13 protein-coding genes are annotated in these 13,575 nt (G+C 40.8%); 6 read left to right on the forward strand and 7 right to left on the reverse strand.

The features are described from left to right. The first annotated feature begins 21 nt into the window (after nucleotides 1–21). Nucleotides 22–1,131 (forward strand): DNA replication/repair protein RecF, encoded by a 1,110-nt coding sequence (gene recF, locus ACEW8O_RS24610; protein ID WP_373497283.1) that lies wholly within the window; start codon nucleotides 22–24, stop codon nucleotides 1,129–1,131. Here recF and ACEW8O_RS24615 read toward each other — a convergent pair. After that, nucleotides 1,125–1,541, reverse strand: coding sequence for a DoxX family protein (locus ACEW8O_RS24615; protein WP_373497284.1), 417 nt, complete (start codon nucleotides 1,539–1,541; stop codon nucleotides 1,125–1,127). The genes recF and ACEW8O_RS24615 overlap by 7 nt on opposite strands. A 121-nt stretch (nucleotides 1,542–1,662) precedes the next feature. Between ACEW8O_RS24615 and ACEW8O_RS24620 the strand changes: the two genes are divergently transcribed. Beyond that, nucleotides 1,663–2,796, forward strand: coding sequence for a TlpA family protein disulfide reductase (locus tag ACEW8O_RS24620; RefSeq protein ID WP_373497285.1), 1,134 nt, complete (start codon nucleotides 1,663–1,665; stop codon nucleotides 2,794–2,796). A 342-nt stretch (nucleotides 2,797–3,138) separates the two neighbouring features. On the opposite strand, the gene ACEW8O_RS24625 is transcribed toward ACEW8O_RS24620, so the two are convergent. Beyond that, entirely contained in the window at nucleotides 3,139–4,080 is a 942-nt protein-coding gene (locus ACEW8O_RS24625; protein ID WP_373497286.1) for an NDP-sugar synthase, read from the reverse strand. 311 nt (nucleotides 4,081–4,391) lie between these two features. Here ACEW8O_RS24625 and ACEW8O_RS24630 point away from each other — a divergent pair, with 311 nt between their 5' ends. Both ACEW8O_RS24630 and ACEW8O_RS24635 read left to right on the forward strand, forming a co-directional pair. Then, complete coding sequence (locus tag ACEW8O_RS24630) at nucleotides 4,392–4,730, forward strand: P-II family nitrogen regulator (RefSeq protein ID WP_373497287.1); 339 nt, start codon at nucleotides 4,392–4,394, stop codon at nucleotides 4,728–4,730. Nucleotides 4,731–4,971: 241 nt separating this feature from the next. Next, nucleotides 4,972–6,204 carry an ammonium transporter gene (locus ACEW8O_RS24635; protein WP_373497288.1) on the forward strand — a complete coding sequence of 411 codons (1,233 nt, stop codon included), beginning with the start codon at nucleotides 4,972–4,974 and terminating at the stop codon, nucleotides 6,202–6,204. A gap of 140 nt (nucleotides 6,205–6,344) precedes the next feature. On the opposite strand, the gene nadC is transcribed toward ACEW8O_RS24635, so the two are convergent. Continuing rightward, nucleotides 6,345–7,205, reverse strand: coding sequence for a carboxylating nicotinate-nucleotide diphosphorylase (nadC, locus tag ACEW8O_RS24640; RefSeq protein ID WP_373497289.1), 861 nt, complete (start codon nucleotides 7,203–7,205; stop codon nucleotides 6,345–6,347). A gap of 33 nt (nucleotides 7,206–7,238) precedes the next feature. Next, the gene (locus ACEW8O_RS24645) at nucleotides 7,239–7,649 is read right to left on the reverse strand and encodes a DUF4783 domain-containing protein (protein WP_373497290.1); all 411 of its coding nucleotides are present in this window, start codon (nucleotides 7,647–7,649) and stop codon (nucleotides 7,239–7,241) included. A gap of 211 nt (nucleotides 7,650–7,860) precedes the next feature. Here ACEW8O_RS24645 and gpmI point away from each other — a divergent pair, with 211 nt between their 5' ends. After that, entirely contained in the window at nucleotides 7,861–9,381 is a 1,521-nt protein-coding gene (gpmI, locus tag ACEW8O_RS24650; RefSeq protein ID WP_373497291.1) for a 2,3-bisphosphoglycerate-independent phosphoglycerate mutase, read from the forward strand. Nucleotides 9,382–9,469: 88 nt separating this feature from the next. Further along, a complete protein-coding gene (locus ACEW8O_RS24655; RefSeq protein ID WP_373497292.1) occupies nucleotides 9,470–10,024 on the forward strand; it encodes a hypothetical protein in 555 nt (184 codons plus the stop codon). Nucleotides 10,025–10,028: 4 nt separating this feature from the next. Here the strand turns inward: ACEW8O_RS24655 and ACEW8O_RS24660 are convergent, their stop codons facing one another. The 3 genes from ACEW8O_RS24660 to ACEW8O_RS24670 all read right to left on the reverse strand — a co-directional run. After that, entirely contained in the window at nucleotides 10,029–11,531 is a 1,503-nt protein-coding gene (locus ACEW8O_RS24660; protein WP_373497293.1) for a sodium:proton antiporter, read from the reverse strand. 193 nt (nucleotides 11,532–11,724) lie between these two features. After that, the gene (locus tag ACEW8O_RS24665) at nucleotides 11,725–12,951 is read right to left on the reverse strand and encodes a Glu/Leu/Phe/Val dehydrogenase dimerization domain-containing protein (protein WP_373497294.1); all 1,227 of its coding nucleotides are present in this window, start codon (nucleotides 12,949–12,951) and stop codon (nucleotides 11,725–11,727) included. 64 nt (nucleotides 12,952–13,015) lie between these two features. Continuing rightward, nucleotides 13,016–13,575: anhydro-N-acetylmuramic acid kinase (locus ACEW8O_RS24670; protein ID WP_373497295.1), on the reverse strand; the 560-nt coding region annotated here is incomplete at its 5' end.

The raw sequence follows: 13,575 nt of genomic DNA on the forward strand, positions 1-13,575 counted from the left end.
AAACCTTACAGATTAGGCAACATGTACCTGAAAAATATCCGGCTGCAACAATTTAAGAATTATCAGAAGGCCGATATACAGTTTTCCAGCGAAATCAATTGTTTTGTAGGCATCAATGGAAGTGGTAAAACCAACCTGTTGGACGCCATACATTACCTTTGTCTGACCAAAAGCGCCATCAATGGCGTGGACTTGCTCAATATCCTGCATGACAAAGAATTTTTTACGGTTTTTGGGGATTTTGACCTGGAAGGAAAGGAAATAGAGGTACGCTGTATTTTTGAATCCGGGAAAAAAAAGCAGCTTCTACAAAACGGGAAAGCCATTGAAAAAATGAGTGACCACGTGGGCTTGCTTCCGGTGGTGATGATTGCGCCTGATGATACCGGGCTGATCAAAGATGGCAGTGAGGAGCGGCGGAGGTTTTTTGACAATATGCTCTGTCAGATGGATAAGCAGTATTTGGATCAGTTGGTCAGGTATCAGCATTTTCTGAAACAAAGAAATGCACTGATCAAGCAGTTTGCAGATAAAGGCCGTTGGGACCGTTCTTTTATTGAGCCTTACGATAGGGAGATTATCAATCTTTCCAAAAAAATAGCCGCTGTTCGGAAATCCTTTCTCGAAGAGTATTATCCCATTTTGATGGAATTTTACAATATCATCTCGGATAATCAGGAAGAGATCGGGGTGTCTTATGAAACAGAATGTCTGGATGCCGACTTCGAAAAAGAATTCATGGCCGGTGCCCAAAAGGACTTTTTCTTGAAAAGGACCAATATGGGTGTCCATAAAGACGATTTTGTATTTGAAATCGCCGGATATCCCATAAAAAAATTCGGTTCGCAAGGCCAACAGAAATCATTTGTGATTGCCCTGAAGCTGGCGCAGTTTCAGATATTTTTGACCCATAAAAAAACCAAACCGATTTTATTGCTCGACGATATTTTTGACAAATTGGATGACAAAAGGATTGAGAAACTGATGAACCTGGTGGCTGACCACAGGTTCGGACAGTTGTTCATTTCCGATGCAAGGCCCGAAAGGTCAAAAGGAATTTTGGCGGGGATAGAGGCTGAAAGCCGTTTTTTTCTGGTACGGGATGGAGAGATTGGAGATTGGAATCAATAGGGCCTGTTTTTTTTGATCTGTGCATCAACAGAATATTTTCCCGGCCCGGAAAACATCAGGAACACAAATATGACCAAATACAGTAGTGCCGTCTCTTTATCAGATAATGGTTTACCTGCATGTACAACAAAAACGATCACAGTCATGTTGATGATCAAAGGTATCAGTGACAACCTGGAAAGAAAGCCAAGCGCAAGTAAAATCGCACAAAAGAATTCAGCAAATATGACCAATTGTAAGGATAAAGCAGAACCCAGTCCTATAGGATCCCTGAACGTGGTCAACCTTTCACTGAAGTTTTCTATTTTGCCCCAGCCATGTGGGACCAGCATTAGTGAAGTAGAAATCCTCAGGATGGCCAATCCCAGATCCTGGAGAAAGGGTGTAGTGGAAAAGAACAATTTTTTCATGGGTTTAGAGGTTAGTTGCGAAATAGTAGAGTCTATATTTTCAAAAATAGCAATAAATCTAAAATGGATTCCTAATTTTAAAATTTAAGTTTAATTGTAAAATCAAACCCTTATCGCATAAATGAGTACTATACCTATGATGAAAAAATCCTTATTCCTGTTTTTAATATGTGTCCTAATTGGTGTCAATTCTTATGGGCAAGCACCTACCCAGGCTTATCTGGATTATATGAACGGACTTGAAAATTACGTCCAAAATGATCTTTATGGAAAAGTCGCTGCTGTCTTGTATGATGTCGATGAACTCCCCCCATCTGAAGATTATATCACTTTTGTCAGGCAGATCAAAAAGGAGCTTGAGGTATATTTAGAGGATAATTCAGCCGGTCTGGAAGCTTCTGAAAAGAAAGATGCCAGGATTTTTACCAATACGATGTTGGTGCAATTGAGTGATCTTTATCTGGATAGAGGGCAGGAGTTGGATGCTTCTGAAAAGGTAATTTTTCTCGAAAAGTATTTCGGGGAAACCGGTCTTGAAACCTCTATTCTGGAACTGTCAGACGACCTGGCAAGGTCCATGATGATGAGTGTTCATGCTGTATTGGGAATTCCTTTTGGTATGCCCAATGAACAAGTAGCTGCTTTTGTCCAGGAAATGGATGGGCCAAAAAAGGAAATGTTTATGGCAGCCTTGATACAGAACGACATGATGATGCTGAGTGGTGGTTATGATAAAAACAAAAGCCAAGTAGCGGAATTTAAGCGTGATTATCCACAATCTGCTTATTATAGTAATCTGGAAAAAGGTCTGGTTTCGATAGAAAAACTAAGAGCAGGAGCGGAAGTGGAAAATTTCTCTTTCGTTGATCTGGAGGGGAATCAGGTAAAACTGGCAGATTTCAAAGATAAGATCATATATCTTGACCTTTGGGCGAGTTGGTGCGGCCCCTGTATCAACACCTTCAGGACCAAAACGCCTGAATTTGAAACGAAGCTGAGGGAAAGGGAAGATGTGGTTCTGATGTACATTTCCATTGATGAAAAAGAGGAGCCTTGGAGAAATTACCTGAGCAAAAATCCCATGAGGGGAACCCATCTTTTTGCAGGAAAAGGCTTTCAGGCGGAGATCATGCAATACTTTAAAGTGTGGGGAATTCCCCGCTACCTGATTATAGGAAAAGACAACAAAATCATCGACGTCAATGCCCCAAGGCCAGGGGATGAGGCCTTTGAGGTATTGTCCAAAATTCAGTGATCAGTGATCAGTAGGCAGTAATCAGTGTTCAGTAGGCAGTGTCCAGTGATCAGTAGGCAGTAATCAGTGTTCAGTGTGTTCAGTAGGCAGTGTCTAGTGATCAGTATTCAATTTCAGTTTACAGTGTTCAGTAAGCAGTTTCTCCGATATTCAGTTTCCAGTAGGAAGTTTGTAAGTGCAGTGATCAGTATTCAGTAGGCACAGTGTGTGTTCGGTTTACAACTGTTAATTGCGACTGAACAGCTGTCCACTGCGACTGAACAGCTGTCCACTGCCTACTTCGACTGCCTACTGAAAAACTGCAACTGCCCACTGCGACTGGTTACTGAAACTGCCCACTGCCTACTGCGACTGCCCGCTGAAAAACTGCGACTGTGAAACTCCCCAAAGATTATCCGGATACTCTCCCGAATCATGCATTTTTTTCAAAGAATCGATCACAATAGGTTTATCTTCAGTATAAGTAACTCCAAACCATGTTCTACCGCCTTCCAGGATTTCAAAAGCAGCCTTTCCTGATTGTATCAGATTATTGGCTAGTGTGGGAATATAGAATTCGGATTTGAGGTTTTTCTGATTTGCCGGGAGGAATTCAGTAAACATTTCCTCAATATCTGAGAAAACAGCCTGATGGAATCCCCAGAAATTCATAGAGACGGGAGTTCCTTCTTTGATCTCGATCACTTCTGCATCGCCTTTGGCAACAATTTTTTTCCCTTCCCTTGCGATGGATGTCCTTTCTATCATTCCGATAAGCTGATTGGCGTCATTCATACTACAGACTCCCCGGCTGACAGTTCCGTGTTCGGACAATACATTTTGGATGGCATAGCCTACCATGGAGTGTAGATTGGGCTGTACGCCGTTGGTCAGGAATTTCCCGACTACCTCAAAAGCCTCTTTGCCATAAAAATCATCAGCATTGATGACAGCAAAAGGTTCGGCTATGGCATCCTTGGCGCATAATACGGCATGGGCAGTGCCATATGGTTTTACCCTGTCCGGATGTTGGTATTGTTCGGGAACAAAACTGTTGAGGGTCTGAAGCACAAAGTCAACTTCAATCTTTCCTTTCAATTTGGGCATCAAAAGGTCCTTGGTCATTTCAAGAATTTCTTCTCTTACGATCAGCACGACTTTTCCGAACCCTGCCCTGATGGCATCATATATCGAATATTCCAAGATGGTCTCTCCACTGGGACCAAATCCATCGATCTGTTTGTTTCCACCATATCTGCTGCCCATTCCTGCAGCAAGTACCAAAAGTGTTGGTTTGATTTCCATAAAGTCATTTTTAATTAGCCTTCAAAATTACTGGTTTCAAAATGGATACAAAGCGAGAGCAAGTATTATTTCAAAAAGGATGATCTGCGCTATAAAAGTTAATTTTTTAAAAAACGGGCTTTAATAACATCCATTTAGTATCAAATTGGCATTAAAAAAATTTAAATTGGGTAAAAAATATGCCTATAAATTAAAAATAATGTAAAAATTCATAAAAACAGGTTTAAAATTAATCATGAAATACTTTATTATTACTTTTTCTTTTACATTAGCACTGCTTTTCTAATAAATCGCCACTTAAATTGAAAAAAATGAAAAAAATCGAAGCAATCATTAGAACATCCAAATTTGAAGAGATCTATACCTGTGTCTCAGGTTTGGGTGTGAAGTTTCTCACCTTCTATGAGGTCAAGGGCATGGGTATGGAACATGCCAGGCAACAGACCTACAGAGGGGTCGCTTATGAACCAACCTATATTCCAAGAACCAAACTCGAAATAGTGACTGTGGAGGAATTGGTGGAGCCTGTAATAGACTGCATACTCAAAATGGGTAAAACAGGTGAGGTAGGTGATGGAAAGATATTTATCTACGAAGCGCTGGAAGCCTACAGGATCCGAAACAGTGATACCGGGGAGATAGCTTTATAGAAGCGAGATGTGAGATGTGAGACATAAGACATAAGACATTAGATTTTAGAACCAAGAACCAAGATACGAGAGGCGAGAAGCGAGAGCTAAGAAATAAAGCTTGCTATAAGTATCGGAGAACCAAAAAGCGGGATGTGAAAGGGGTCATGAGTTAAGGTTATTGAAATTGAAAAGTGAATTTCATATTACTGACCTTTTCCATCCAACAAAATATTATTAGAAATACTAACCTATCAAACCTATGAATCAAGAAATCTTTACAATCAATAATCTATGGATGATGGTGGCCACTATATTGGTCTTTATCATGCATTTGGGCTTTGCCAGTCTCGAAGCAGGGCTGACCCGGGCCAAAAATACAGTTAACATCCTGTTCAAAAATACGATCATCCCGGCCATTGGACTTTTGACCTATGCTTTTATAGGTTTCAATCTGATGTATCCGGGAGATGATTTTGCAGGTAGTTTTATTGGATTAGCGGGCATTGGGATTACGCTACCGGAAGGTTGGGATACCTTTGCGTATAATGAAGGTTACACCTTTTTTACAGATTTTATTTTTCAGGCCATGTTTGCGGCTACGGCTGCGACTATCGTTTCCGGGGCTGTAGCTGAGAGAGTTAAATTGGGTCCCTTTATATTTTTCTCTATACTTTATGTAGGTATCTGCTATCCCATCGTAGGTATGTGGAAGTGGGGAGGGGGATTTCTGGATTCCATGGATATCCCTTTTTATGACTTTGCAGGATCCACCATAGTCCATTCTGTTGGGGGTTGGGCAGCGCTTGTAGGTGCTTTTCTTTTGGGACCCAGGCTGGGAAAATATACCGAATCCGGGATGAAAGCAATACCGGGGCATAATATCCCAATGGCAACCATTGGTGTGTTTTTGCTTTGGTTTGGCTGGTTTGGGTTCAATGGCGGTTCAGTTTTGACTGCTGATCCTGGAACCGTTTCAAGAGTTTTCGTCACCACTGCCATTGCGGGCGCTTCCGGTGCTTTTGGCGCCCTGATCGCTTCCTATCTCAAATTCAAGACTTATGACATCACCATGGTGCTCAATGGGATTCTTGCAGGATTGGTAGGAATAACCGCAGGTGCAGACCTGATGGGAGTAGGAGAGGCTGCCATCATCGGGTTTATCGGGGGTACTTTGGTGGTCTTTGCAGTGGTCTTTTTTGACAGGATCAAAATTGATGACCCAGTGGGAGCTATTTCTGTCCACTTGATCGGTGGAATTTGGGGAACTTTGGCAGTTGGTCTTTTTGGGGATCTTGCAGGAATGCAACAAGTTCTTTCTCAATTGATTGGAATAGCCGTAGTTGGAGCCTTCTGTTTTGCAACAAGTTGGCTGATATTCTTCTCCATGAAAAAAACCATTGGTATCCGTGTAGATGAAAGAGAGGAACTGGAAGGATTGGATATCAACGAACACAGCATGCAGGCTTATCCTGATTTTGCATCAAAAAACTAAAATATAAAAAAGCCTTGGGGCCTTTTGGAAAATTTTTTCCAAAAGGCCCCAAGGCTTTTTTAATTGTTAAAGAAGTAGTCAGAAATAACAAAAAAAGTTTGATTTGGGTATTCCAATAAAAAGTAAAGGAAAAAAATTGGTCAATAAGCCTTTAGACTGATGTCCATACTTTTTACCTGATGGGTGAGGGCACCTACGGAAATATAATCCACACCGCATTCAGCTACATCTTTCAATGTTTCTTCTGTGATACCGCCCGAAGCTTCTAACGGAAACCTGCCGTTTACCAAGCGAACAGCTTCCCGCATGGTGGGATAATCCATATTGTCCAACATGATATAGTCTATTCCCCCGATCTCAAGGACTTTTTTTACCTCATCAAGATTTCTTGTTTCCACTTCTATTTTCAAATCCAGGTTTTTAGAAGCAAGGTAATTTTTGGTGGATATAATGGCGTTTCGGATGCTCCCGGCAAAATCAATATGGTTGTCTTTGAGCATGACCATGTCATACAATGCAAAGCGGTGATTCATTCCTCCTCCCAGCACAACTGCCCATTTTTCCATCAACCTGAAATTAGGAGTGGTTTTGCGGGTGTCCATCAGTTTAGCTTTGGTATGGGCGATCAGTTGGTTGAGTTGGGAGGTTTTGGTAGCGATCCCACTCATCCGTTGCATACAATTGAGCACCAGCCTTTCGGTGGTCAAAATAGAGGCGGCAGAACCTTTGACCCTCAATCCTATTTGACCCGAAGTTACTTTGTCCCCATCATTTAATAGAATTTCTACTTCAAGGCTTGGGTCGTATTGTTTAAAAATCATTTTGGCCAATTGCAGTCCTGCAATGACGCCGTCTTGTTTGATCATCAGTTGTGCCTGCCCTTGTTTCCCCTTTGGTATAGATCCCAAAGAAGAATGGTCTCCCGGACCGACATCCTCTATTAGGGCCAATTGAATAAAATCGTATATTTTTTCCGGATTTAAATAGGCTATGTTTTCCACGCCGCAAAATTAAAAAATAAAATGAGGGGTAATTTAAATTCTTATTTTAATAATTTCCAAACTGTATATTCTCATCAATTCGCCTTTGTCCGCTCCTTTGATCAATATTCTGAACTGATCAGAATCGGTGATATAGGATCCCACAAAAAACGTGGTCGGTCCAGGGCTGCCCCCTTTATGCAATATCCTGAAATCGGTGGGAGGATACTTGATAAAAAAGTCCTTAAGAATGTATTCTGCCTGATTTTTCGAATAATCACCTTGATTGCCATTGATATTCAGATTGATGGCCTGGTCAAAATACTTTGCAAGTTCTTTACTGGAGCCTGTTTTGAAATAAATGGAGACATCAGTGAGATTGAATAGACTTGGGCTATTGTCGGCTGCATTGGAGTGCATAAAAAGTATCAAACTCAAAGTCAGAAGGGCAATTATTTTTTTCATGTACTCATTAACTTCAAAAATTAAGCCAATTCGAGAGCCCAAATTCATTTTTTCAAAAAATAAAAATCGTCATCTGAATTCTGTATTTCATACCTAATTAATTCCAATTAATAAAAATTAATCTAGCTGGAATTTTGTGCCCTTAGGAAAGAATAATCATTTTTACGGTTCAATTAGGAATATTACTGATTTTTATAACCCTTAATTCAACATGAACAAAAAAGTAATTTTAATGATATTGGATGGATGGGGCATTGCAAACAATCCCGAAGTTTCAGCTATCGACAAAGCCAAAACTCCTTTCATGGATAGCCTTTACAAAAAATATCCCCATTCAAAATTGGAAGCTTCAGGGCTTGCGGTGGGTCTTCCGGTAGGACAGATGGGCAATTCTGAGGTAGGCCACATGAATATAGGTGCAGGTAGAGTAGTCTATCAGGACCTTGTCAGGATCAATAAAGCAGTAATTGACGGCGATTTAAATCATCATCCTGTTCTTGGGGATGCCTTTGCCTATGCAAAAGCGGATGACAAAAAAGTCCATTTCATTGGTTTGGTATCCGATGGTGGAGTGCATTCCCATATTGATCATCTCAAAGGACTTTGTGATGCGGCCAAATTCCATGGACTTTCCCAAGTATTTGTCCACGCTTTTACAGACGGCAGGGATACTGACCCCAAAAGTGGCCTCCATTACCTGACCGAACTGAATGAGCATTTTCAGCATTCGGTGGGCAGGATAGCTTCAGTTGTCGGAAGGTATTATGCAATGGACAGGGACAAAAGGTGGGAAAGGGTCAAGTTGGCCTATGATGCCTTGGTTCATGGAGAAGGGGAGAGATCCAAAGATATTATTGCTTCCATTGTCAAATCATACAGTAATGGCGTGACAGATGAATTTATAAGGCCGATTATCCAAGTAGATGATAAAGGAAGCCCATTGGCCAAAATTGAAAATGGAGATGTGGTAATTTGTTTTAATTTCAGAACTGATAGGGGAAGGGAAATCTCCCAAGTTTTGACGCAGACTGATTTTGAGGATTTCGGCATGAAAAAACTCAGTCTGAATTATATTACTTTCAGCAGTTATGACGATACTTTCAATGGAATCAAGGTACTTTTTGAAAAGGATAATCTGAACAATACATTGGGAGAGGTCCTGGCCCGCAATGGAAAAAAACAGATCAGGATTGCGGAAACTGAGAAATACCCCCATGTAACCTTCTTTTTTTCAGGGGGCAGGGAGAGGGAATTTGAAGGAGAAAGCAGGATTCTGTGTCCTTCACCAAAAGTGGCTACCTATGATCTCAAGCCTGAAATGAGTGCCTTTGAAATAGCGGACAAAATCAAGACCGAACTAAGGAAAAATGAAGTTGACTTTGTTTGTCTCAACTTTGCGAATCCTGATATGGTAGGGCACACCGGTGTGTTTGAAGCCGCTGTCAAGGCTTGTGAAACAGTGGATCAATGTGCTAAACAAGTTATTGAGCAAGCTTTGATAAGCGGCTATACTACAATAGTGATAGCTGACCACGGCAACAGTGACATGATGATCAATGAAGACGGGAGTCCCAACACCGCCCATACCACCAACCTTGTGCCTTGTATCCTGGTGGATGACAAAGACAGATTTGAAATCAAGGATGGGAAATTAGGTGATCTTGCACCCACTATCCTTACCCTTATGGGAGTACCTATTCCATCTGAGATGACAGGGGATATTTTAATGTAATAAATACTACATTTGCAGACAAAGAATTCAATCCGTTTAGGAATTGGATTCTTTGTTATTTAGGGCCAACTCAAAAATTATTGAATCAATGAAATATTATATTCTGCTGTTATCCATAGTTATAATCAGTGGATGTTCGGTGAGTGACAGAAATTCAAGTGAATTGGAAGATGTGTGTTTTCCACTGAAAGATTATTTTGAAGTACAGGCAATTCAGCTTGATGGGAAAAGCGTATCGAAAGAAATAACTGTCAATGGGGAAAAAGAAAAGATCCAAAAGACTTTGGATACAGAAGGATGGTTAAAAGAATTTGAGTTTTTTATTCAAGCGGATATCAACATGCCCAGTTTGGCCGGTTCCTATGAAACCAAAAGAAGTGAAAAGGTCATTATTCACGAACTTAAACCGGGTGAGAAAGGTAAAATTCAGAAGATTGTAGTCAATTTTGAAGGAAAAGAAGTAAGGAGCCTCTCCTTTGTTGCCAAATCTGAAAACCTCTTTTACAATACTGAAACCAAAGGAACTATTTATAACCAGTATCTGACCGGTAAGCCTGACAATTATGTGGTTGAGACGATGCAGAAAGTTGTTTTTCTCAAACCCAATAAAATGCTGATCAATGCTTCTATAAATTATTACTAATTTTTTACACAAATGCAAAGAACACTAGCCAGGTAATGATCAGCACCGGCAATAATATAGGGATGGAAAACCTGATGACATAACCAAAAAACGAAGGCATTTTGATACCACTCTGCTCGGCTATGGATTTGACCATGAAATTGGGCCCATTTCCGATATAGGTCATGGCACCAAAGAATACAGCGGCTATTGAAATCGCCATCAATTCAAAAGCAGAATCATCGTAATTGTCAAGGGCAAAATTCCTGACACTTTCGATGTTATTGATTTCAGCACCTTGAGAAGCCATAGCAGCAGCGACGAAATTCAGGTATGTAGGTGCATTGTCCAAAAATCCGGATAGAATACCGGTACCCCAATATAAAGTGTTGTGGGTAATGATAGCAGCACCTTCGGGAGACTTGGCAAAATTACCGACAAGTTCCAGTGCAGGCATCATGGTACCGAATATTCCGATGAATATGAATGCCACTTCCCTGATAGGTTCAAAGTTGAATTCATTGCCCTTGAGGGCTTTTTGGTCTGCAAATCTAAAGCTTAGGTAAGCCACTGATAACATGATGATTTCCCTGATAAATGAAAACTTTTGTCCATCATAACGGATGGCAGGAACCCAGTCAATCACATTGGGGTCAAGGAAAACAGAGCCAATGATAACCATAAGCCACAAAAAATTTCTGGATCCTATCAAAGCATACTTATTGGTATAGGTGGCATCTTCGAGATCTTCTTCATTGGCTTTACCCAATTTTTTGTCGATAAAATAAAAGATTACCGCCAATATAGCCAATGCCAATATCCAAGCGGGCCAGTTGTATTCCAAAGTCCAGAAGAAGGGGACACCTTTTAAGAATCCCAGAAACAGTGGTGGGTCTCCGATTGGAGTCAGGGAACCACCTATGTTGCTTACCATAAAAATAAAGAAAATGATATGGTAAGATTGAATATTCCCTTTGTTCAACCTTATAAAAGGTCTGATGAGAAGCATTGAAGCTCCTGTAGTACCGATCAGGTTGGAGATGAGCGCTCCGATCAGTAATAGTGAGACGTTTGCCATTGGGGTGGCTTTTTTGTCCACCTGTATCAAAATACCCCCAGATGCAATATAAAGTGAAGCCAAAAGTGCTATAAACTGCACATATTCCGCCATGGCATGAACAGGCCCATGTACGTTATGTAAAATAAACAAATAATAAAAGACCACTAAAACCGCAAGCCCAACAGCAATCTTAGGATAATTATGGTGCCAGAAATGTTCATAGAATAAAGGTCCTGTTGCAATCATCAACAAAAGGACAACAAAAGGAATGACCAGCCAAAGGGGGGCAATCTCATGGTGTTCCCGGGCATCATCATGAATATGTCCTGCTACACTTCTTACCGGATCACTATCGCCTTCCTGATCTACTTCTTCTGTCTGAGGTTCTGCTTGGGCATAGACTTGTGGGATACCTGAAAAATACAACATCCCAAAAATCAGTACAAAAACAGGAATAAAATTCTTCATTCAATTAAAGTTAAGGGCTTTTTCTTTACAGAGGCGGTTTCAGAAAACCTATGAATCAAATCAATTCAAATTATAAACTCCAATTTTGCATTTGCTAAACTACTATTTTTGAATGAAAAGCACTATATAAAAAATCAGGCATAAGAGGAATTATTTTAATTTAATCCCTCTTGGCTGATGATTGGTAATATGATTATACAAGTTGCTTTAAGGCTATTTCCAAAGAGGTCATTGCCAGTCCTGTTTTACCGGGATTTTTTTTGAAAGTTGTTTTCAGGGCTTCAGAAATTGTTTTGCTGACATCAGAAAAAATAGCCTCATCGGTCAGGACAACATGGTCGGACATGAGGTAAGCAAATACCCTCGCCATACCGCAGTTGGCAATAAAATCCGGAATAAGGGAGATTTTCTCATCTACCCATAAGCCGATAGGTCCGAAAAATATTTCCGGATCAGCAAAAGGTACATTGGCACCACAACTGATGACTTCCAATCCTGAAAGGACCATTCTCTCTGCCTGATTTTTATCAATCAATCTTGATGCAGCAGCAGGTATAAATATTTCACTTTTCAGGTCCCAGACGCGTCCATTGATTTCCTCAAAGGAAAGTAAATTATCCGCAACCAGTTTGTTTCCATCTCTCTTGATAAAAAGTTCCCTGATTTCATCAATAGAAAAACCATCCTCATTGATCAATCCTCCTTCTCTATCTATGATTCCGACAATTTTGACACCTTCTACTGCCAGGAAACAGGCTGCAGCCGCCCCTACATTGCCCCAACCTTGGATTACTGCCCTTTTTCCCTTGATTTTACCTCCCCAAATTTTGTAATAATGCCTGACCGCTTCTGCTACTCCAAAGCCCGTGATCATATCAGCAACTTTATATTTCTTGAGGCCATTGGGTGTGTATAGTGGATCTTCCAATACTTTGGAAACGCCTTGGCGCAACTGACCGATTTTTCTGATTTTTTCAGGCTCGGTTGCATGAAAATGGCCGTTGACGACACCTTCCTGTGGGTGCCACAATCCATAAGATTCGGTAATTGGGATTACTTCATGAATTTCGTCTATGTTCAGGTCTCCACCAGTGCCATAATAGTTTTTCAGTAGGGGTAATACCGCCCTGTACCAGCGTTTAAGCACCTCGTCTTTTCTTGGGTCACTTGGATCAAAATTGATTCCTGACTTAGCGCCACCGATAGAGGGACCTGAAACGGTGAATTTCACTTCCATGGTTTTGGCAAGGGATTCCACTTCTCTTTTGTCAAGGCCTTTGCGCATCCTGGTTCCACCTCCGGCAGCGCCGCCCCTGAGCGAATTGATGACCACCCAGCCTTCAGCTTCGGATTCACTGTCACTCCATTCAAAAACAATCTCAGGCTGTTGGTTCTCAAATTTTTTGAGTAATTCTTTCATGTTAATTTTTGGGTTTATAAGAGGCAAAAATAGAAATATTCTTGACTTTTTTAGCAGCGACCTCCTATAGTCCAAAAGTAGTTCCCCCGCTATTGTCCCGAGATGCCCCTGTTACAGATGCCAGACAATTGACCTCCCCTCTCATTTTCAAAACCCCTAAAAATGCGAACAACAAAACTTCCTTAAAATTGATTAAAGTATTGTCAAGAGCGACGATTTCAAAATTTTCAGTCAATTCCATTTGGAGTATTTCCATAAAAAAAACATTATATGCGCCTCCTCCGGTGATCAGAATAGAAGGCTTTTTCCCTGGAATGGGGTGAAGTACTTTTCTGATCTGCTCCACATAATGGACCACCAAAGTATGCAGGATATTCTCAGGCTTGTATTCCCCACTCAATTCAAGGATTTTGAGGTAATCATCCAAGTCTTCCCTGCCCAGGGATTTGGCTCCTTCTTTTTGATAGAAGGGAAGTTTGTTCAGGGCTTTTAATACTTTGGGCAGTACTTTGCCTTTTCTGGCAAGTTTTCCATTTTTATCATAGGCCTTTCCAAAGGTTTCTGCATAGTGATTGAGCAGAAGATTGAAAGGACAGATATCAAAGGCTATTCTCTTTCCGTCAA

The organism is Aquiflexum sp. (assembly GCF_041749095.1).
Lineage (GTDB): Bacteria > Bacteroidota > Bacteroidia > Cytophagales > Cyclobacteriaceae > Aquiflexum.